Consider the following 18,926-nt stretch of genomic DNA (forward strand, 5'->3'; position numbering starts at 1 on the left):
CCGGGGCAGAGCCCTTGGTCAGACCGCGACGATGCCCGGCCCGCCTGCATAGAGCGTCTCGATCAGATCGACATTGTGCGCCCGCATCGCACGCTGGTTCAAGGATCCCTTCTCGGTCACCTCGCCCCTGTCGAAGCTGGGCGGCGTCTCGAGGATCGCCATACGACGCACCCGGCTCGCCGACCCTGAAGCCGCCGCCGCCGCCACGGCTAGCCTCTCGCGGAGGGCGGCCTCCACATCGGACCTCGGCGTGTTTGCCGCCTTTTCCGACAGGAGGATCAGCGCGCCGAGCTCGGGCTTGTCCTCGCCCACGATGACCGCATCCCGCGCCAACCCGCCAAGCGCATCGACCAGAGCGCCACGCACCGCCCCGACCGTGACCCAAGTGCCGGTCGACAGCTTGAAGTTCTCTGCGACGCGCCCGTCGAAATAGAAGCCTCGCGCAAGGTCATCCGGATCCACCGGCTTCAAGGCGTCACCCAGGCAGTAGAACCCCTCGTCGTCGAAAACCTCGGCCGTCTTCTCCGGATCGTCCAGATAGCCCGGCGTCATCGTCGGCCCCTTCAGCCGGGCTTCCAGCTTGCCGCCCGCGGGCACCAGCTTCAGCGTCAGCCCGCGAGACGGCACACCCACGTTGCCCGCCTTCTTCTGCGGTTCGGTGCAGGCCAGCGCGAAGGGCGCCGTCTCCGTCGACCCAAGGCCCGTCGCGAGCAGAACCTCGCGCCCAGTCGCCTCGTGTCCCAGGGCGATCAGCCGGTCCCAAGTGTGCTGCGCCATGCCCGCTCCGGCGTAGAACATCATCGAAAGGCGCGAATAGAACGTGTCGCGCAGGGCCTCGTCGGTCTCCAGCGCCTCGACCAGCATGTCGTAGCCGAGGGGCACGTTGAAGTACCAGGTGCAGGCGATTTCGCGCAGGTTGCGGATCGTCTCGTCGAACTTGCCCGGCACCGGGCGACCGTCGTCGATGTAGTATGTGCCGCCGTTGGTCAGCACGAGGGACGAAACCTTGTTGCCCGCCGCCGTGTGGTTCCACGGCGCCCAGTCCAGCACCACCGGAGGCTCATCCTCGAGAAAGCGATAGCAATCCCGCGTCATGGCAGCCATCGCGGTCATCATGCCATTGGTGTTGATGACGGCCTTGGGCGAGCCCGTAGAACCCGAGGTGAAGAGGTACTTCACCACGGTCTCTGCTGTCAGAGCCGCGCGCGCGGCCTCGGCCGGCGCTTCGGACACGGACCTCAGGTCATCATAGAGCAGAGCGCCGTCGACCGGGTGCCTTGCGTTTAGGACGACACGGCCCGGCGCAGCTATGGCGTCGAGCGCGGTCGAGAATGCTGCGCCGTCGTCGGCGAAGACCGCGCCGGGATTCAAGGTCGCCGCGATGTCCCGCAACTTGCCGTGGTCCTTCGAAACCAGCGAATAGGCCGGCGAAACGGGGGCATAGGGAATGCCGACCCACGAGCAGGCGAGTCCCAGAAGCCCATGTTCGAGGCTGTTCTCGGACAGGATAAGCAGCGGCCGCTCGGGCCCAAGCCCCAACTCGAGGAGGGCCGCGCCGATGCGGCGTGCCGCCCGCCGAGCCTCGGCGTAGGGCACGCCGACCCAGTTTCCCCCGTTCTGCCGGCGCGCAAGCCATGTCCGGTCAGGCGTCGCGTCGGCCCAGTGATCGAGGTAATCCGCCAGCGTCGGAAAGTGATCCTCCAACGGCTCGGACTGGCGCATGAGGATGGTGCCGTCGTCTCTGCGCTCGATCTCGAAGGTCGGCGACCAGAACCGTGGAGAGCTCATCCGCGAACCTCGTGCATGTCTCGCAATCGGCCCAGAATGCGGATCAGGGCACGGCGGTCCTGCCCCGAAAGGACGGACAGAAGCCGCTCCTCGTCACGCGCGATGCGGACCGCCGTACGTTCGTGGACTTCGCGGCCGGTCAGCGTCGGTGTCAGGGCCTGAACCCGGCGGTCGCCCGGCACTCCGACGCGTTCCAGAAGGCCAAGCGACTCGAGCCCGTCGACGATGGCGACAAGGCCCGAACGCTCGATGCCGAGACGCCGGGCGAGTTCGCTTTGGGTCACGCTCGGCTGCTGCACGGTCAGCGAAAGGACGGAATAGGATCGCGGCGCGAGGCCCTCTTGGCCCAGGATGTCGCGCAGCTTGTCCTGGAAGATCATGTAGACGCGTTTCAGGTTGTAACCGACGAGATCGTCCAGCTCGGCCGAGCTTTCGGTTATCGGTGAGCCGGACATGGGCAACTCCTGAAATCTGTTACCAAGGTAAACTGTTATTCATACCACCCGCATCTGTCCATGGCCGCGCAGCGCTTGGTCAATCCAGCCGCTTGCCCTGCCGTTGTCGCCCCAGTCGCAACGCCGCCTTGGAATGGACACATTTAGGTCCAATTTCAGCCTTCGCCGGGAGTCATGCCGCGAAGGTAGCTGTGAAGCTTCCCTCGGCATCGCGAATATTTACAGCCCCCACCCAGTAACGCGATGCCGAGGTTCACCGCTTTTCAGCGGCGATCCCCTCGTCTAGGCTGACCTCGAGGGAACGGATTCAGAGACAATGCGCAATTTCCAACTGCCCGGCCGTTCGGCCGTCCTGGCGACGAACGGCATGGTCGCCACGTCGCACCCGCTCGCTGCCTCCGAGGCGCTTCAGGTCCTCAGGGATGGTGGCAACGCCGTCGATGCGGTGATCGCCGGGGCCGTGCTTCTGGGTGTCTGCGAACCTCAGATGACGGGGCTCGGTGGCGACTGCTTTGCCCTGGTCAAGCCGGCGGGAAGCGAGGAGGTCGTGGCGCTGAACGGCTCGGGACGGGCACCTGCAGGGCTTGACGCCGATGCGGTGCGCGCAGACGGCGTGACGGTCATCGAGGCAGGTCATCCGGCCTCGATCACCATTCCCGGCGCCGTCGATGCCCTCTGCCGCCTATCCGACCGCTATGGAAAGCTGGGGCTCGAGCGGTCTCTTGCGCCGGCGATCCGCTATTTCGAAGAGGGTGTGCCGATCGCGGCGCGCGTGGCCTTCGATATCGAACCCATGGGCGGGGCCATGAATGCGGGCGCGCAAAAGCACTTCCTGAAGAACGGGGCAGCCTATCGCGAAGGCGACGTGCTGGCTCTGCCCGCTCAGGCCGAGGTGCTTCGGCGCGTCGTCCGCGAGGGGCGGGATGCGTTCTACACCGGTGAAATCGCCGAAGATATGCTGAAGGCATTGACGGCCATCGGCGGGACGCACACTGCCGGGGATTTCGCGGCGACCGAGGCAAGCTGGGGCACTCCCCTGCGCGGCGGGTACCGCAAGCACGAACTGGTCGAGCATCCACCGAATGGGCAGGGTGCGACTGCGATCCTGTTGGCAGCAATACTGGCAGAATTCGACATCGCCTCGATGGAGCCGAACGGGGCAGAGCGCCTGCACCTCGAAGCCGAAGCGACGCGGCTGGCCTATGACGCGCGGAACCGCTTCATTGCGGACGCGGACCACGTCACACGGCTGGAGCACATGCTTTCGCCCGAGACGGCGAAACGACTGGCGGCGCTGATAGACCCGAAGACGGCGATGGCGGCGCCCGCACCGCTGACCGAGGACGTTCACCGGGACACCATCCTCATCACCGCCATCGACCGCGACGGCATGGCGGTCAGCCTGATCTATTCGATTTTCTCGACCTTCGGCTCCGGCATCGCCACCGACCGCTTCGGCATCCTGTTCCAGAACCGTGGCTGCGGTTTCAACCTGACGGCCGGACACCCGAACGAGGCCGGCGGCGGCAAGCGGCCGATGCACACCATCATCCCCGCAATGCGCGCGACGGACGGCAAGGTCGACATGGCCTTCGGGGTCATGGGCGGGCAGTACCAGGCCTGCGGTCACGCTCACGTCCTGTCGAACATGGCTGACTTCGGCATGGACCCGCAGGAGGCGGTGGACGCACCCCGCGCCTTCGCCGATCCAAAAACGGGGCTTCTTCAGGTCGAGGACGGCGTGAGCGAGGCGACCTGTGCCGCTCTTGCCGCGAAAGGCCACCGGCTGAGCCACGCCGAGGGGCCGATCGGCGGCGCGCAGGTCATCCTGATGGATGCGTCACGCGGGATCCTGATCGGGGCGTCCGACCCGCGCAAGGACGGGATGGCGGTCGGCTATTAGGCCGCCGCCGATCCCGAACGGCCTAGTTCAACTGGACCTGCAGGGGATACTGCCCGTCCACGAAATCCCCGAAGAATTCGGTAAGATCCGGATGTTCGATCGGCTCGCCGGAATAGTCGGCCACCAGGTTCTGCTCCGAGACGTAAGCCACGTAGTAGCTTTGGTCGTTCTCGGCCAGAAGGTGATAGAATGGTTGTTCCTTGGACGGTCGGCTGTCTTCGGGAATCGCCTGATACCACTCCTCGGTATTCGAGAAGACGGCATCCACGTCGAACACGACGCCGCGAAACGGATGCTTCCGATGACGCACAACTTGGCCCAAGGCGTATTTCGCACGCGACTTGAACATAACAGTACCCCCTTCACACGTTCTAGGACGCGTCCCCCGGGCTGTCGACGGGTTTCCCCGCGATTCGCAAGAAACAATTTGTGACGCGAGACCAGACAGTCACGGCCGCACTGCGCGTCCTGACGCTTTTCCTCGTACCGAAAATTTGCTAGGCTCGCCGCAAATAAAAAAGGCGAACGTGGCATGAGCAGACCTCTTCGCGCCTTGATCCTGGTTCTCTTCGTCTCCGCTTGCGGCGGCGACAACACCTCGGCTCCGAGAGACCTGGACAACGCGTGTTCCATCGTCAGGCAGCGACCCAACTACCTTCCGGCGATGCAGCGGACCGAACGCCAGTGGGGCGTGCCGGTCGCCGTCCAGATGGCGACCATCTATCAGGAAAGCAAGTTCGTCGGTAACGCGCAGACGCCCTACGAGTACGCCCTCGGGATCATTCCCATGGGCCGCCAAAGCTCGGCCTACGGCTATAGCCAGGCCTTGGACGGGACGTGGGAAGAATATCAGTCCGACAGGGGCCGGCGGAGCGCGCGGCGCGACGACATCGACCACGCCACCGATTTCATGGGCTGGTACTTCCAGCAATCCTACGCCGACCTCGGCATTCCCCTGGGCGATGCGCGCAATCAGTACCTGGCCTACCACGAGGGCCGGAACGGGTATCGCCGCGGGAGCCATATGCAGAAAAGCTGGCTTCTGCGGGTCTCGGACGAGGTCGCGGCGCGCGCGATCCTCTATGACACGCAGCTTCGCAGCTGCGGCATGATCTGAGCCTTTCGGCAGCGCCCGTCAGCGGCGCTGCCCCTCCTCACGGTCGATGTCGAAAAGACGCGCGGACGGCGAGTCCGTCTTGGCGAGCTGGCCCAGGATGACTGTCGTCTTGGCCCCTTGCCCGTCGCGCACGATCCACTGACGCAGCTCGACCGGGTCGGCGGTGAACTTCATCTGGATCGAGCCGTATTCGGGATGTGCCGGATCCTGAGCCGTAACGATCGTCGCCGTGCCGTCGTAGTCGTGTCCGGTCACCATGTTGCGGCGGCCGAGATCCACAGTGCGCTCGAGGATCAGGCTGAGGGGCGTTTGGACAAGCGGATACCTCTCGGCGCGCGAAACGTTCGACTTGCCGTCGAAGACCCCCACCTCGCCACCGCCGGCAACGACCAACAGCCGCTCGGGTGGGTTGTATTCGAAACGCATCCGACCCGGCCTGTTCAGGTAGAAGGTGCCGGTCGACAGCGAGCCGTCGTCGTTCACCTGAGTGAAATCCGAACTCGCCGAAGTGATGCCGTTCAGGTAGTCCGAGATCGCCTGAAGCGACAGCTTGTCGGCGAGGGCGGGCGTCGCGGCCAGCGCCGCGGCAGCTGCGGTCGCGGCAAGGAATGTTCTGCGGTGCATGGTCGTGCCTTCCGTTCTGCTCGGGGTGGATATAGGCGGAAGGTGGGGATATCGCTAGTGTTAGGCCATATCACCCGCGCGTCGCGGCTTAACTCGCAAGGCGCACCAGCCCCAAAACCACGAGTACCCCAAGCGACGCACCGAGACCCGCGACAGCGCCGGAAACCAGGATCAGCCCGCGTGTCGCACGGGACGAAGGCGCATGGGTTCCCAAGACGATGCGCTGCGAGCGGGGCATGCGGCCATTAATGCCGCCTTAGGTGAAGACGTGGTTAAACGGCGCGATGGCACTGACGCTTCATTCTGTCTCGCGCGACCGCTGGCACCGGCTTTCCGCCGACGCCCCGTTCCAGCAGTCGTGGAGCTATGGCGCTGCGGCCGAGGCTCTTGGAGCGGACGTCCTGCGCCTCGAGGTGCGGGAGGGACCGAACACGATCGCCATCGCGCAGGGCATAGGACGCAGGATCGGGGTCAGGACGACGCTCTTCGGACGCGGTCCGCTCTGGACCGGTGAATCCGATGACGGCCTCCGGGCCGACGTCCTGCGGGTTCTGCGGCGCGAGACGCGCGGGATCGCTCTGGTGACGCCGCACGCGAATGATGCCGGAGCGGTTCGGTCTGCGGGATTTTTTGCTGCGATGACGCCTGCGACTGTGGCCGAGTGGCGCCTCGGTCCCGACATGCGCGCCCGCATTCACGGCAAATGGCGCAACAGGCTCTGCGCCGCCGAAGCATCAGGGGTAACGCTTCTGCGAAGCCGGCGGGGCGATGATCTGCGCTGGCTCGTCGGGCTAGACCGGGAACAGCAGAGGCGGAAAGGGTTCCGTGCGCTTCCGCCCGCTTTCCTGGCGGCCTGGATGGCGCGCGACCCCCGGTCGGTGCGGCTGACGATTGCGCACTTCAGGGGCGAAAGGGTCGCCGCCATCCTCGTTCTGAGCCACGGGACACGTGCCACCTATCACATCGGCTGGAGCGGCGGCGAAGGGCGGCGCCTGTCGGCGCACAACCTGCTCTTGTGGGAGGCGGCGCAGCGACTGTCAGACGACGGCGTCAGCGTCCTCGATCTCGGGCTTGTCGATACGGAAACCGCGCCGGGATTGGCACGGTTCAAGCTGGGGACGGGCGCAATGCCGGTCAGAACGGGCGGGACATGGATCGGCCTGCCCCGCTTTCCCGTCATCAAGCGGGCTCGGGCACCAGAATATCCCGCTTGCCCACATGGTTCGCGGGCGTGACGAGGCCGTTATCCTCCATCTGCTCGACGAGGCGCGCCGCCTTGTTGTAGCCGATGGCGAGCTTCCGCTGGATGTATGAAGTCGAGCATTTGCGGTCCTTGATGACGATCTGCACCGCCTGGTCGTAAAGCGCGTCGTCCCCGTCCGAGTTGCCCCCGGTCAGGCCCAGGACAGCGTCGATCTCGGAGGCGTTGTCGTCGTCGTGGCCCTCCTGCACCGACGACACATAATCCGGCGCGCCGAAGCTCTTGAGGTGGTTGACGACCTCCTCGACCTCCTCGTCCGATACGAAGGGGCCGTGGACGCGGATGATGCGCCCGCCGCCCGCCATGTAGAGCATGTCGCCCTGACCCAATAGCTGCTCGGCCCCCATCTCGCCCAGGATGGTGCGGCTGTCGATCTTCGAGGTGACCTGGAAGCTGATCCGAGTCGGGAAGTTGGCCTTGATGGTGCCGGTGATGACGTCGACCGAAGGCCGTTGCGTCGCCATGATGAGGTGGATGCCCGAGGCACGTGCCATCTGCGCAAGACGCTGGATGCAGGCCTCGATCTCCTTGCCAGCGACCATCATCAGGTCGGCCATCTCGTCGACGATGACGACGATATAGGGTAGGGTCTGGGGCTCGAATTCCTCGGTCTCGAACACGGGTTCGCCGGTCTGATCGTCGAAGCCTGTCTGCACTGTGCGCGAGAACAGCTCGCCTTTGCTCAGGGCCTCGCGGACACGGCCGTTGTAGCCCTCGATGTTGCGCACGCCCATCTTGGACATTCGGCGATAGCGGTCCTCCATCTCGCCCACGACCCACTTCAGCGCCACGACGGCTTTCTTCGGATCGGTGACGACAGGCGACAGGAGGTGCGGGATGCCGTCATAGACGCTGAGTTCCAGCATCTTCGGGTCGATCATGATGAGGCGGCATTCCTCGGGCGTCAGCTTGTAGAGAAGCGACAGGATCATGGTATTGATGCCGACCGACTTGCCCGAGCCGGTGGTGCCCGCGATCAGAAGGTGGGGCATCTTGGCGAGGTTCGCGATGACCGGGTCGCCGGCAATGTCCTTGCCAAGCGCGAGAGACAGGCGATGGTTTCCGTCGCCATAGTCGCGGGACGACAGCATCTCGCGCAGGACGACCATCTCGCGGTTCTCGTTCGGCAGTTCGATCCCGATGACCGACCGTCCGGGCACCGTCGAGACGCGTGCAGAGAGGGCCGACATCGAGCGCGCGATGTCGTCGGCCAGACCGATGACGCGGCTCGCCTTCAGACCGGGCGCGGGCTCGAGTTCGTACATCGTGACGACTGGGCCGGGGCGAACGCTGACGATTTCGCCCTTCACGCCATAGTCGTCGAGCACGCTTTCGAGCATCCGCGCGTTCTGCTCCAGCGCCTGGTCGGACAGGTGATGACGCACGATCGTCGAAGGGTCGGTCAGAAGGCTGAGGGGCGGCATCTCGAATGCGCCCTCCTCGCCGAAAAGCGAGGGTTGCGCTTCGGCCATCGCGCGACGCGAGGGCGCGGGCTTCCTGACAGCGTGCTGTACCTTCGCACGAGCTTCGGGCGTTGCGTTGCGGGCGCTCGAGAAGCCCGCCTCACCTGCCGAGCTCAGCACTCCATCATGCTCGAGCCTGTTGTACTGCGCGTCGAGTGCGGCCAGTTCGGCGATCTCGCCGTCCTCGTCCAGCATGGCGATGCGGGGTTCGGCCATCCGGCTGAGAGGCGGCTCGTCCCGAACCGCCATATCCGGCCGGCGGACGCGGTTCTTGACCGCGTCGGCGATACGCGCGCTCACGCGGTCGGTCGGCTCGACCCCGTCCATCTGCACGGGCTTCGCGTCGCGGCGCTTCAAAAGCGACGGCATGAGGTCCAGAAGCCCGCCCTTCTGCGGAGTGTCGCGATACAGACGGCTGGCCTTAAGCACGGCTTCGCTGGTGCTCTCGTTCGTGGGAGCCTCGACGCGCGCTTCACGAGCCCGGGCGCGGGCGGACTTCGCAGCTTGCAACCCGCCCATGGCACCGCGTCCCAGAAGCGACAGGATGCCATGGTAGATCAGGATCAGGCCTCCGGTGAGATAGCGCGTATAGGTCCAAAGCTCCTTGCGGTCGAAGCCGAGCGCGAAGGCCATCATGGCGATGCTTCCGGCAAAAAGCGCGACCGCCACGATCTTGAGCCCCACGCCGGGCGAGACGGGAAGGACGCCAAGGATCGCTCCAAGGACCGTGTCCCCGAAAAGGCCGCCCAACCCGAAGGAGTGTTCCCAGCCATCGCCCGGGACGTGGGTCGAGAAGTAGACCGAGACCATCGCGACCGCGATCGGCGCGAAGATCAGGCGGCTTAAAGCGCCCTCTTCACCGTGGTGGACGACGAAGCGCACGCCCCAGACCGCGAAGACCACAGCGATGGCCCAGGCTCCGTAGCCCGCGATGACGTACAGCGGCGAGGCGAAGGCGGCTCCGAGCGGGCCAAGGAGGTTCTGCGCCGGCTCTTCGGTCGACGACAGCCAGTTCGGATCGTCGGGCGAATAGGAGCCAAGCGCCAACGCGACCAGGAAGGCCAGACCCAGAAGGGTCAGCCCGATCAGCTCTTTCCCTCGGCGCTCGATGATCGCCTGGGTGTCGCTGTCGAACAGGGGGTCGCGTTGTCTTGCCTGGTACGCCATGCCTCGTATTCCCTCACTTGAATAGACAGTCGCGGATCCGCTCCAATCCACGCTGCATTTCTTGTTCTTCGGCTACCATCGCGACGCGAATGTAGCCTTTGCCGGGGTTGTCCCCGTTGACCTCACGCGAGAGGTAAGCGCCCGGAAGCACCCGCACGCCCGTCTCGCGCCAGAGTTTCAGTGCCGCCGCCTCGCCGTCGTCGACCGGCAGCCAGAGGAAGAAACCGCCCTCCGGTGCGCCGCAGCCCTCGATGCCCGCGAAGACGCGGTCGGCAATATCGTACTTGGCGACGTAGCGCTGCCGGCTTTCCTCGACGTGGGTCTCGTCCCTCCAGACCGCCTCGGCCGCGCGTTGCAGGGGCAGAGGAGCCGGGGCGCCGGAATAGGCGCGAAGCTGGCTGATGCGACGGATGCTCTCGGGGCCGCCTGCGACGAAGCCCGACCGGAGACCGGCGAGGTTCGACCGTTTGGAGAGCGAATGGAACACGAGCACCCGCTCGGGATCGGCGCCCATTTCGGACGCCACTTCGAGAGCGCCGGTCGGCCGAGCGTCGCGCCAGATCTCGGAGTAGCACTCGTCGGCGAAGATGCGGAAGTCGTGCTTCTCTGCCAGGCCCATCAAGGTGCGGAGATACTCGCGCGAGGCGACGGCACCCTGAGGGTTCGACGGCGAGCACAGATAGACGATGGCGGTCCGGTCAAGCGTCTCGGCGTCGACGGCGGTGAAATCGGGCAGGAACCCTGTCGCGCGCTTGGCGGGCAGATAGCGTGGCTCGGCACCTACGGAGAGGGCGGCGACGGCGTAGACCTGATAGAACGGGTTCGGCATCAGCACGACGGGCTGACCGCCGTTCTTTCGTTCGGGGCAAAGCGCCATCGCGGCGTTGTAGAGCCCCTCGCGGGTGCCATTCAGCATCACGATGCGGTCGGTGCCGACCAAGACGCCGAAGCGGCGGCCGATCCAGTCCGAGATGGCGTCGAGAAGTTCGGGGGTGCCGTCGTTCGGGGGGTATCTTCCGAAGCCGTCCGACTCGCGCAGGATGATGTCGGCCACGAAGGCCGGAAAGGCGTGCCGCGGCTCGCCGATGGTCATGTGAAGGATGTCGCCGCCCGGTTCATGGACGTCGAGAAGCGCCCGCAGGCGCGGGAACGCATAAGCCGGTAGGTTCGAGAACCGCTCGGGAAACACCATCTCTGCCTCAAGGTCAGGGTCGTAACGCCCCGTTTGGGAAAACAATATCGTGAGGCCCGCCCGTGGTCCACGGTTTTCGCCCGAGTTTCCGGGGTGCCTGGACCGTGATGTGGCTTTTGGGTTCCTGACCCTGCCGTCGCCGGACGTCTCGAGGGCACAGACCGCTCCGACCAGGCGATTCCTCAGGAAAGCGCGCGTTCGACAGCCGCGGCGACGCGAAGCAGGCGCTCTTCGACCGGACCTTGAAGCGTGATGCCGCAGGAGGGTGTTCCCGTCGGCAGCGTCACCGCCGCCAGCCCCATCAGGTTCGCGATCCGCGTGTTTCGAAGCGTCATCAGGTTGGCAGTCTTGTAGGCCTCCCCGTCCGTCGCAAGCGTCTTCGCGCTTGGCGGCCTGATCGGGCAGGACGGAAGGATCACGGCATCGAAGCCCGCGACGGAAGCCGCATACTCAGCCCGGAGCCGCTTCAATGCCTGCCAGCCCGCGACGTACTCCCAGGCCAGGATCTCGCGACCGCCTCGGAAGCGTTCCAGGATCTCGGGGAACATGACGTCGGGGTTGCCTTCGATGGTCTCGCGCCACGTGCCATAGGCCTCGGGCGCGAAGAGGATGCGGGAAAGCGGCATGGCCTCGGCCACTTGAGGGACGGTGCCGCGCAGGATTTCGGCACCCGCTGTCCCAAGGGTTTCGACGGCGGCCTCGAACGCGACGCGGGGCGTGTCTTCGATGTCGTCGAAGGCCACGGTCTCGAGCACGAGCATACGAACGCCGGACAGGCTGGAGTTCGAGAGATCGGCGGACTTGCCGTCGGACAACGCCGCAAGAAGAAGGCTCGCATCCTCGACGGTCCTGCAAAGCGGTCCGACGGTATCGAAGCTGGGGCAAAGCGGTACGACCCCGTCCAGCGACAGTCGTCCATGGCGCGTTTTCAGGCCGACCAGGTCGTTCCATGCGGCGGGGATGCGGACCGACCCACCCGTATCCGACCCGATGGCGGCCGGGGCGAGTCCGAAAGCCACCGACGTCGCCGCACCCGACGAGGATCCTCCCGACACGGCGGCTTCGTCGTTTGCGCAGGGGGGCGAGGCGGTGATCGGATTGAGGCCCAGACCGGAAAACGCCAGCTCCGTCATGTGGGTCTTGCCCAGACAGACGAGACCCGCACGGGTCGCAGCCGTCAGGACGCGCGCATCGCGGTCCGGCACTCGACCCTTCAGGAGCGCCGACCCCGCCTCGGTCTCGACGCCCGCGGTGTCGAAGAGGTCCTTCCAGGAAATCGGCACGCCGTCGAGCGGCCCTCGCCTCAGCCCCCGTTTCGCGCGGTCGGCGGCAGCGGCGGCCTCGGCGCTGGCGCGATCAGGCGTCGTGCGGGCATAGATCCGGGCCGCGAAGCGGTGGCCGTCAATGGCGTCGAGGAAGGTTCGCGCGAGGTCGCGGGGGTCGATCCGTCCCGCCTCGATGCCGCGACCCAGATCGCCCGCGCTCATCCCAAGCCAGTCCCGCATTCGTCGTCCTCCGCCAATCGCCGCGACGGTAGCGGCAGGCGGGCGCATGGACAATGCCGGGGGTCCGGCCATATTCACATGCATGACCTTCGACACCGACATCCTGATCGCAGGCGGCGGCCTGAACGGCCTTTCGATGGCCTTGGCGGCACGCCAGGGCGGGTTCGCCGTCACGCTCGCCGATCCCCAGCCCGCAACAGCGCGGGGCGATGACGGCTTCGACGGACGATCCTATGCCCTGGCGATCTCCTCGCAGCGCGCTCTCGACGCGCTCGGCGTTTGGAAGGGGCTGGACGCGGTGCAGCCCATCCTGGGCATCAAGGTCACTGACGGCCGCGCGGGCGAGGGCCCGTCGCCGTTGATGCTCGTCTTCGATCACGCCGAGATCGAGGAGGGCCCGATGGGGTTCATGGTCGAGGACCGCCACTTGCGCCCCGCGCTTCTTCGCGCGGCCGAGGCTGCAGGGGTCGAGCAGGTCGAGGCCGGGGTCGAGGCCTTCGAGGCCGACGGTTCGGGCGTCACCGTCCACCTCTCCGACGGCACGTCGCGGCGGGCGAGGCTTTTGGTCGGCTGCGACGGCAAGGCCAGCCGCGTCGCGTCCTTGTCAGGCATCAAGCGGTCTGGCTGGGGCTACGGACAGACAGCGCTGGTCTGCGCCGTTTCGCATGCGAAACCGCACGAGGGCGTCGCACACCAGTTCTTCATGCCGCCCGGTCCGCTGGCGATCCTGCCGCTGTCCGGCAATCGCTCCTCCATCGTCTGGAGCGAGCAAGAGCAGCGCGCCGCCGAAATCCAGGCGATGGACGACGAGGCCTATCTCGGCGTCCTGCGCCCGCGCTTCGGCAGTTTCTTGGGCGACATCTCCCTTTCGGGAGCGCGGTTCACCTACCCTCTGGGCCTGTCGCTTGCCGACCGCTTCATCGCGCCCCGCGTCGCGCTGGTGGGCGACGCGGCGCATGTCGTCCATCCGATTGCGGGACAGGGCCTCAATGCCGGGCTCAAGGACGTGGCAGCACTTGCCGAGGTCCTGACAGATGCCCGGCGGCGGGGCGAGGACATCGCCGGGCCGCAGGTTCTTGAACGCTATGCCGCCTGGCGCCGCTTCGACGTCGCGGCGCTTGCGGCGGCCACGGATGCATTCAATCGACTGTTCTCGAACGACAATCCGCTCCTGAGAGCCGCGCGGGACATCGGCCTCGGCATCGCCAACGCCGTCCCCGTTCTGCGTCGCGGACTGATCCGCGAAGCGGCGGGCCTGACTGGCGACCTGCCCCGTCTGATGCGGGGCCGGCCGCTCTGAGGCGTCACTCGATCTTGCGCGCCTCGTCGACCAACATGATGGGGATGCCGTTTCGGATTGGGTAGGCCAGATGCGCGGCCTTCGAGATCAGCTCCTGCGCTTCGGCGTCATAGGTCAGTTGCGCGCGCGTCTCGGGGCAGACCAGCGCCTCGAGCATCCGGCGGTCGAAGGATTGCGTCTCGTTCATTGAAGGATCTCCTCTCCACCGCCGCGCATGGCGAATTCGATCAGGGTCACGAGGGTCTCGCGCCGCGTCGTCAGCGAAGGCGCCTCCAGAAGCGCCTGCTTGTCCTCGGGCTCGAAGGAACAGAGCATCGACAGCGAGTTGATGAGCAACTCGTCCTCGGCGTCGCGCAGAGAATCCCAGTCGGTCCGAAGCTCCTCGAAATCGAAGAAGCTCCTCAGCAACGGGAAAAAGCGGTCACGGTCCAGTCCCTTGTCGTGCTCGACAGGTCCCATGTCGCGCTCGAAGCCGGACCAGGACACCCGACATCGCCGGTAGGGGGTGAAGCCGTCGACCTCTTCCAGCACGCGAAACCGCGAAAGCCCCGAGAGGGTGATCATGTAGCGGCCGTCCTCGGTCTCGGAGAAGGCGGTGAGCCGTCCGGCGCATCCGATGGCCTGGAGCTTGGGTCCGCCATCGAACTGCCCATCGCGGGGCTGGATCATCCCGATCAGCCGTGAGGGCGTCTTCAGGGTGTCCTCGATCATGGCGAGGTAGCGCGGCTCGAAGATGTGAAGCGGGAGTCGCGCTCGCGGCAGAAGAAGCGCGCCAGGCAGGGGGAAGACGGGTATGGTGTCGGGGAGGTCCGATGCCGAAAGCATATATGGCACCTAGCCCTCTCCCCCGCTCAGGCAAAGATCAGCGACGATAGTTTTCTTCGACCGTTCAGCGCAATCGGGTCATTCGGCTTCAGCGCCTCGAAGATCGTGAAGAGCTGGCTCTTTGCGGCGCCGTCGTTCCACTCACGGTCGCGACGGAAGGATTCCAGAAGGTGATCCACCGCGCCGGCGATGTCGCCCGAAGCGTGAAGCGCCTGGGCAAGGTCATAGCGGGCCTGCTGATTGGCCGGGTCGGCCTCTACGGCGGCGCGAAGCTCGTTCACCGGGCCCGCGTTCGCCGCTTGCCGTGCAAGGGCGAGTTGCGCGCGCGCGGCCTCAAGCTCGGGCGACTTCGCGATGCCCTCGGGGGCGTTGTCAATGAGAGCCGCCGCTTCGTCGGTCTGACCGAGTGCCAGATACGCGCGGGCGAGGCCGCCGTAGGACGCCGCGTTGGCGGGGTCTTCTTGCAGGATCGCGGCAAAGACCTGGGCTGCGTCCGCGGCGGCGCCTTCCGACAGCATCGTCTCCGCGCTTTCGATGGCTTCCGACAGGCCGCCGTCCGCCTCGCCGCCCGCGGTCTGGATCAGCCGCTCGATGAAGCGCTTGATTTCGGAGGCAGGAAGCGCGCCCTGGAACGCGTCGACCGGCTGTCCCTGCCAGAAGGCGTAGACGGTCGGGATCGACTGGACGCGAAGCTGGCCGGCGATACCCTGGTTTTCATCCACGTTGATCTTGACCAGCTTTACCGCGCCGCGAGCGTCTCTGACGGCGCCTTCGATGGCCGGCGTGAGCTGGCGGCACGGGCCGCACCACGGCGCCCAGAAGTCGACGATGACGGGCACATGGCGGCTGGCCTCGACGACGTCGGCCATGAAGGTCGCTTCGGTGCTGTCCTTGATCAGGTCGGCGCCGGCGGCCGGCGCGGCATTGGCGTTGAGTTCAAGCATCACATTCCCCGCATGTCTGACGTCGCGCCTTATATGCGATCGCGAGGCGAATAACCAAGGGGTCGGGATCAGCCGTCGCGCGCGTTCAGTCCGGCCCGACCTTCTTCCGAAAGCGGAAGACACCCTCTCAGTCCCGCCGGAAGGACCAGTCGCGCCCCCGCCGCATAGAGGTCGGCCGCGAGGCCGGGGCGATTCGCGAAGGTGACGGACATCCTGCCGTGATCGACGATGGCGGCCTCGTCGGGCAGCGCCGCCATGAGCCGCGCCGAGGGCATGGGGACGACCGCCGCAGGGGCTGCGTCCGACACCCGCATCACAAGCGCCATGACACCGACCCATGCGACGAGGACGATCGGCACAGCCAGAAGGACGCGTCTAATAATCGTGGACATGCTCGATCTTCAGGCTGCCGGGCTGTCGCAGCCTGTTGGCAAGGTCGGCGACGGGGGTCAGGACGAGGTGGCGATGGTCCGCGCTTGCCTGCAGAGGGAAGGAGAAGAGGGCATCGTCGAATGCAGGCTCGGACGAGAGCGCCGTGAAGAGGATGTCGTCGTTGCCTGCGATCTCGATGAAGTCGCCACCGGCTTGTGCGATACGCTCCGCGATCCGGGTGAAGGCGCGATAGCGGTCCGTCTCGATCTCGATGCCGCCTGCGCTTTTGCTGACCACCGTCACACCGTCGATGCCCTCAAGGTTTTCGGGGGTCAGGCCGCTGACGACACTTCGCATCCGCAAGGCGTCCTCTCCCATTCCCGCGACGGCCGCCTCGATCTGCCGGGCATAGGCTGCCTTGGCGCGGTATTCGAGGCCGAGGGCCACGCGCCGCTCGCGGTCGCGGAGACTGTCGCCACCCTTGGATCGCAATTCGTCGACGTCGGCGCGAAAGTCCCACTTGTACCAGGACACCTGCTGGAGGAACGCGGCATAGCGCGCGGCCTGGTCCGCGCTGACGTCGTCGAGCGGCGCGCGCTCGGGCCCACGCACAAGCGTGGCAAGTCGCCCGAGCGTTTCCTCGTAGGCGGCCTTGGCCAGAAGCTCGGCGGTGAAGCTGACGCCGATGGTGTAGATCGTCATCTTCTGGTCGCCCGTCATCCCGCCCATGCCGTCCGCCTGCGCCTTTAGCGGGCAAAGCGACGTCCAGAACCCGGCGATAGCGCGCAGGTAGCTGAAGTCGTGGGGGTCGCCGGTGGCGATCACGCGGGCATAGTCGTCGTAGGCATGAACGATGTGCCATTCGGGATAGGTCGTCAGCGTCCGGCTTTCCGGTCGCCGCCATTCGGGCGCGACGAGGGGAACGTAGGACTCACCCGTCTGCGCCTCGCCGGTGCAGGCCACTTCGACATATCCGACGGGCAAGAGAAGGAGGAGAACGAGAGCGAAAAGCCCGAAGACAAGGCGCTTCGTCCAGCGCCACAGGATCCTCATGCCCGGCGGCTCCAGTCCAGGCTGGCAATGAGGGCGGCCGCGCCAAGGCCGATGTGCGGCAGGTTCGCGAGGATCCGGAAGGTGAAAGGCAGACTTTGCACACCGTTGGTGAAGATGCCGAAGTCGAGGTATCCCGATCCCGTTGCCAGCCCGAGAAGACCGTCGCCCAGATAGAGTACCCCGAACAGGATAAGGAACGTGCGCGCGGCCCGCGACGAGACGAGCGCCGCCACGAGTGCCCAGAGGGCCGAGGCGAGGTGGAGCGCGTCGTCGAAGAGGTCCAGCGCGAAGACCCCGAATGCAACGCCTTTCTCATCCGTCGCGCCGGGAATGTAGTTCAGCGACGCCGCACCCAGGAGGATGACGAAATAGACCAGTGCGGCCTTCTGCCACAAGCTCATGCCAGTGCCTCCAGGTAATTGTCCCAGAACATGTTGCGGAAGACGAGGTTCGGGTCCAGTTCGCGTTTGCGCTCGACGAATTCTTGCGCTCGGGGATAGGCGCGCGCGAACTGATCGGGCGTCGCGTGGGGACGGTAGGGCAGGTAATACGTCCCGCCCAGATCAAGCACACGCTCGATCAGGTCGCGGGTCATGCGGCGGTGGTCGATCTCGGCGCGCTCGGTCATTTCCTGGCTGAACAGCATGACGCAGGCGACGCGCGGGCCGGGGGCATAGGACAGCACGCTTTCGCGGTCGGCCTGCACGTAGCGGAGGGTGATGTTCATCATCTCCTGGTAAGACGACGGAATGACGTCCTGGCAGGCGTCGATGAAGTCGGCGAAACGGTCGGGCGGGATGAAGTACTCGTGCAGGATGTCGGTCCGCTGGTCGTCCCGGTCGTCGAGCGTGATGACGGGCTCGTTCAGAAGCGAATTCCGCGTGACCGCCCCGCCCGCGACGAGGGGGCCAAGCCGCGTCTCGATTCCCCACCTGATGTTCTTCACGGTCTCGTTGTAGACCTGCGCACGGAATACCCGTGCGGCGGCGCGGCTGACGAAACCCGACCCGCTGGCGGGAGGGAGTTCGGTCTGATCTTCGGCATCGCGGAACGTGATCATCAGCGCATCCTCGAAGAAGGTGGCTCGGTCGACGTTCAGTCGACCATAGGCCATGCTGACATCGCCCGCCTCGATGGCTCCGACGAAATATGCGGCGAAGTCGCGCGAGGGCATCTCTTGGAACGTGGGCACGAGCCGGCGGTTCGGGACCATCTCGACCTCCATGTCGACGATGGCGCCGGTCAGGCCGTAGCCGCCCATGGTCATCCCGAAGAGGTCAGCGAACTCGTCGCGCGACACCCGCAGAAGCTCTCCGTCCGGGCGGAGCATGTAGATGGTGCGGACCGTCGATCCCATCGGGCCGTGCGAGACGGGCCAGCCGTGGGCATTGACGCAGAAGGTCGCGGCGACGCCGAAATCATTGTTCGACTGCATGACCTTGGGGCTCATCCCAACGGTGTCGAGTTGCGCGATGACCTGGCTCCAGCGTGCGCCGGGGTGGACGCGGTAGACACCGTTGCGCTGATCGGGTTCGACGAGGCCGTTGTCGAAGGTGACGGCGTGACCCTCGGGCGGTATGGTGTGCCCCCCCATGCTGTGGCGTGCCGCGGCGACGTTGAAGGGTCTGCCTTCCGAACGGGCCTCGTCCATCTCGCGGCGCAGATGCGCCAGAAGCTGGTCGCCCGGATTGTCGCGTAGGATCGTGTGCCGGAACACGGGCGTTTCGTTCAGGAGGCTCGCGTCGTTCAGCGTCCCTTGGGCACCGGTCGGCCCGAGAAGCGAGGTTCCTGCGACAGAGGGAACATTGCTGGAGTAGCGACCCCCGACCCAGGCGCCCGCGGCTGCGCCCGTGCCGAACAGGATCGTCCTGCGCGTCAGCTGCCCCCTCACGCCTGGATAGCTCATGCCTTTACTCCATCGGCCGGAGCATCCCCCGGCGTCTACTGACGCGCTGTC

Annotated in this window: 18 protein-coding genes; 4 read left to right on the forward strand and 14 right to left on the reverse strand. The window is 66.0% G+C overall.

Annotated elements, in window-relative coordinates:
• Positions 1-18: 18 nt before the first annotated feature.
• Positions 19-1,788: a feruloyl-CoA synthase gene (locus C8D95_RS17735; protein ID WP_109760541.1), complete on the reverse strand. Its 1,770-nt coding sequence runs from the start codon at positions 1,786-1,788 to the stop codon at positions 19-21.
• The gene (locus C8D95_RS17740) at positions 1,785-2,243 is read right to left on the reverse strand and encodes a MarR family winged helix-turn-helix transcriptional regulator (RefSeq protein WP_109760542.1); all 459 of its coding nucleotides are present in this window, start codon (positions 2,241-2,243) and stop codon (positions 1,785-1,787) included. Before C8D95_RS17740 ends, C8D95_RS17735 begins: the two co-directional genes overlap by 4 nt.
• Positions 2,244-2,559: 316 nt before the next feature.
• Between C8D95_RS17740 and C8D95_RS17745 the strand changes: the two genes are divergently transcribed.
• Entirely contained in the window at positions 2,560-4,146 is a 1,587-nt protein-coding gene (locus tag C8D95_RS17745; protein WP_109760543.1) for a gamma-glutamyltransferase family protein, read from the forward strand.
• Between the two features lie 22 nt (positions 4,147-4,168).
• On the opposite strand, the gene hspQ is transcribed toward C8D95_RS17745, so the two are convergent.
• Positions 4,169-4,495, reverse strand: coding sequence for a heat shock protein HspQ (gene hspQ, locus C8D95_RS17750; protein WP_109760544.1), 327 nt, complete (start codon positions 4,493-4,495; stop codon positions 4,169-4,171).
• A 183-nt stretch (positions 4,496-4,678) separates the two neighbouring features.
• Between hspQ and C8D95_RS17755 the strand changes: the two genes are divergently transcribed.
• Entirely contained in the window at positions 4,679-5,263 is a 585-nt protein-coding gene (locus tag C8D95_RS17755) for a transglycosylase SLT domain-containing protein (protein WP_109760545.1), read from the forward strand.
• 18 nt (positions 5,264-5,281) lie between these two features.
• Here C8D95_RS17755 and C8D95_RS17760 read toward each other — a convergent pair whose 3' ends face one another.
• Positions 5,282-5,887: a LolA family protein gene (locus tag C8D95_RS17760; protein ID WP_109760546.1), complete on the reverse strand. Its 606-nt coding sequence runs from the start codon at positions 5,885-5,887 to the stop codon at positions 5,282-5,284.
• Positions 5,888-6,171: 284 nt separating this feature from the next.
• Between C8D95_RS17760 and C8D95_RS17765 the strand changes: the two genes are divergently transcribed.
• Positions 6,172-7,122 (forward strand): GNAT family N-acetyltransferase, encoded by a 951-nt coding sequence (locus C8D95_RS17765; protein WP_109760547.1) that lies wholly within the window; start codon positions 6,172-6,174, stop codon positions 7,120-7,122.
• Here C8D95_RS17765 and C8D95_RS17770 read toward each other — a convergent pair.
• The 3 genes from C8D95_RS17770 to C8D95_RS17780 all read right to left on the reverse strand — a co-directional run bounded on the left by C8D95_RS17770 (position 7,067) and on the right by C8D95_RS17780 (position 12,475).
• Positions 7,067-9,778 (reverse strand): DNA translocase FtsK, encoded by a 2,712-nt coding sequence (locus tag C8D95_RS17770; protein WP_109760548.1) that lies wholly within the window; start codon positions 9,776-9,778, stop codon positions 7,067-7,069. The genes C8D95_RS17765 and C8D95_RS17770 overlap by 56 nt on opposite strands.
• Positions 9,779-9,791: 13 nt before the next feature.
• Positions 9,792-10,970, reverse strand: coding sequence for an aminotransferase class I/II-fold pyridoxal phosphate-dependent enzyme (locus C8D95_RS17775; RefSeq protein ID WP_109760549.1), 1,179 nt, complete (start codon positions 10,968-10,970; stop codon positions 9,792-9,794).
• A gap of 182 nt (positions 10,971-11,152) precedes the next feature.
• Entirely contained in the window at positions 11,153-12,475 is a 1,323-nt protein-coding gene (locus C8D95_RS17780; protein ID WP_164721533.1) for an amidase, read from the reverse strand.
• Positions 12,476-12,557: 82 nt separating this feature from the next.
• Here C8D95_RS17780 and C8D95_RS17785 point away from each other — a divergent pair, with 82 nt between their 5' ends.
• Entirely contained in the window at positions 12,558-13,775 is a 1,218-nt protein-coding gene (locus C8D95_RS17785) for an FAD-dependent monooxygenase (RefSeq protein WP_206508394.1), read from the forward strand.
• Positions 13,776-13,779: 4 nt separating this feature from the next.
• Here the strand turns inward: C8D95_RS17785 and C8D95_RS17790 are convergent, their stop codons facing one another.
• From C8D95_RS17790 to C8D95_RS17820, 7 genes are all read right to left on the reverse strand, one after another.
• On the reverse strand, positions 13,780-13,962 hold the full coding sequence (locus C8D95_RS17790; RefSeq protein WP_109760551.1) for a Trm112 family protein: 183 nt from the start codon (positions 13,960-13,962) through the stop codon (positions 13,780-13,782).
• Positions 13,959-14,600, reverse strand: a complete 642-nt coding sequence (locus C8D95_RS17795) for an LON peptidase substrate-binding domain-containing protein (RefSeq protein WP_109760552.1) — start codon at positions 14,598-14,600, stop codon at positions 13,959-13,961. Before C8D95_RS17795 ends, C8D95_RS17790 begins: the two co-directional genes overlap by 4 nt.
• A gap of 26 nt (positions 14,601-14,626) precedes the next feature.
• Positions 14,627-15,544, reverse strand: a complete 918-nt coding sequence (locus tag C8D95_RS17800) for a thioredoxin family protein (protein ID WP_109760553.1) — start codon at positions 15,542-15,544, stop codon at positions 14,627-14,629.
• A gap of 68 nt (positions 15,545-15,612) precedes the next feature.
• Complete coding sequence (locus C8D95_RS17805; RefSeq protein ID WP_241239764.1) at positions 15,613-15,936, reverse strand: hypothetical protein; 324 nt, start codon at positions 15,934-15,936, stop codon at positions 15,613-15,615.
• Entirely contained in the window at positions 15,920-16,969 is a 1,050-nt protein-coding gene (locus tag C8D95_RS17810; RefSeq protein ID WP_109760554.1) for a hypothetical protein, read from the reverse strand. Before C8D95_RS17810 ends, C8D95_RS17805 begins: the two co-directional genes overlap by 17 nt.
• Complete coding sequence (locus C8D95_RS17815) at positions 16,966-17,370, reverse strand: DUF4383 domain-containing protein (RefSeq protein WP_109760555.1); 405 nt, start codon at positions 17,368-17,370, stop codon at positions 16,966-16,968. The genes C8D95_RS17810 and C8D95_RS17815 overlap by 4 nt, the downstream gene beginning before the upstream one ends.
• Complete coding sequence (locus tag C8D95_RS17820; RefSeq protein WP_109760556.1) at positions 17,367-18,875, reverse strand: FAD-binding oxidoreductase; 1,509 nt, start codon at positions 18,873-18,875, stop codon at positions 17,367-17,369. Before C8D95_RS17820 ends, C8D95_RS17815 begins: the two co-directional genes overlap by 4 nt.
• Positions 18,876-18,926: the final 51 nt, after the last annotated feature.

This window comes from Silicimonas algicola, assembly GCF_003148765.1.
GTDB lineage: Bacteria > Pseudomonadota > Alphaproteobacteria > Rhodobacterales > Rhodobacteraceae > Silicimonas > Silicimonas algicola.

Excerpts from the sequence above, each read along its gene's own strand:
- C8D95_RS17765 (WP_109760547.1), top strand. The coding sequence starts at position 6,172 with ATGGCACTGACGCTTCATTCTGTCTCGCGCGACCGCTGGCACCGGCTT.
- C8D95_RS17775 (WP_109760549.1), bottom strand. The coding sequence starts at position 10,970 with ATGGTGTTTCCCGAGCGGTTCTCGAACCTACCGGCTTATGCGTTCCCG.
- C8D95_RS17755 (WP_109760545.1), top strand. The coding sequence starts at position 4,679 with ATGAGCAGACCTCTTCGCGCCTTGATCCTGGTTCTCTTCGTCTCCGCT.
- C8D95_RS17790 (WP_109760551.1), bottom strand. The coding sequence starts at position 13,962 with ATGAACGAGACGCAATCCTTCGACCGCCGGATGCTCGAGGCGCTGGTC.
- C8D95_RS17780 (WP_164721533.1), bottom strand. The coding sequence starts at position 12,475 with ATGCGGGACTGGCTTGGGATGAGCGCGGGCGATCTGGGTCGCGGCATC.
- C8D95_RS17770 (WP_109760548.1), bottom strand. The coding sequence starts at position 9,778 with ATGGCGTACCAGGCAAGACAACGCGACCCCCTGTTCGACAGCGACACC.
- C8D95_RS17785 (WP_206508394.1), top strand. The coding sequence starts at position 12,558 with ATGACCTTCGACACCGACATCCTGATCGCAGGCGGCGGCCTGAACGGC.
- C8D95_RS17735 (WP_109760541.1), bottom strand. The coding sequence starts at position 1,788 with ATGAGCTCTCCACGGTTCTGGTCGCCGACCTTCGAGATCGAGCGCAGA.
- C8D95_RS17815 (WP_109760555.1), bottom strand. The coding sequence starts at position 17,370 with ATGAGCTTGTGGCAGAAGGCCGCACTGGTCTATTTCGTCATCCTCCTG.
- C8D95_RS17820 (WP_109760556.1), bottom strand. The coding sequence starts at position 18,875 with ATGAGCTATCCAGGCGTGAGGGGGCAGCTGACGCGCAGGACGATCCTG.
- C8D95_RS17805 (WP_241239764.1), bottom strand. The coding sequence starts at position 15,936 with ATGTCCACGATTATTAGACGCGTCCTTCTGGCTGTGCCGATCGTCCTC.
- C8D95_RS17795 (WP_109760552.1), bottom strand. The coding sequence starts at position 14,600 with ATGCTTTCGGCATCGGACCTCCCCGACACCATACCCGTCTTCCCCCTG.
- C8D95_RS17760 (WP_109760546.1), bottom strand. The coding sequence starts at position 5,887 with ATGCACCGCAGAACATTCCTTGCCGCGACCGCAGCTGCCGCGGCGCTG.
- C8D95_RS17745 (WP_109760543.1), top strand. The coding sequence starts at position 2,560 with ATGCGCAATTTCCAACTGCCCGGCCGTTCGGCCGTCCTGGCGACGAAC.
- hspQ (WP_109760544.1), bottom strand. The coding sequence starts at position 4,495 with ATGTTCAAGTCGCGTGCGAAATACGCCTTGGGCCAAGTTGTGCGTCAT.
- C8D95_RS17740 (WP_109760542.1), bottom strand. The coding sequence starts at position 2,243 with ATGTCCGGCTCACCGATAACCGAAAGCTCGGCCGAGCTGGACGATCTC.
- C8D95_RS17810 (WP_109760554.1), bottom strand. The coding sequence starts at position 16,969 with ATGAGGATCCTGTGGCGCTGGACGAAGCGCCTTGTCTTCGGGCTTTTC.
- C8D95_RS17800 (WP_109760553.1), bottom strand. The coding sequence starts at position 15,544 with ATGCTTGAACTCAACGCCAATGCCGCGCCGGCCGCCGGCGCCGACCTG.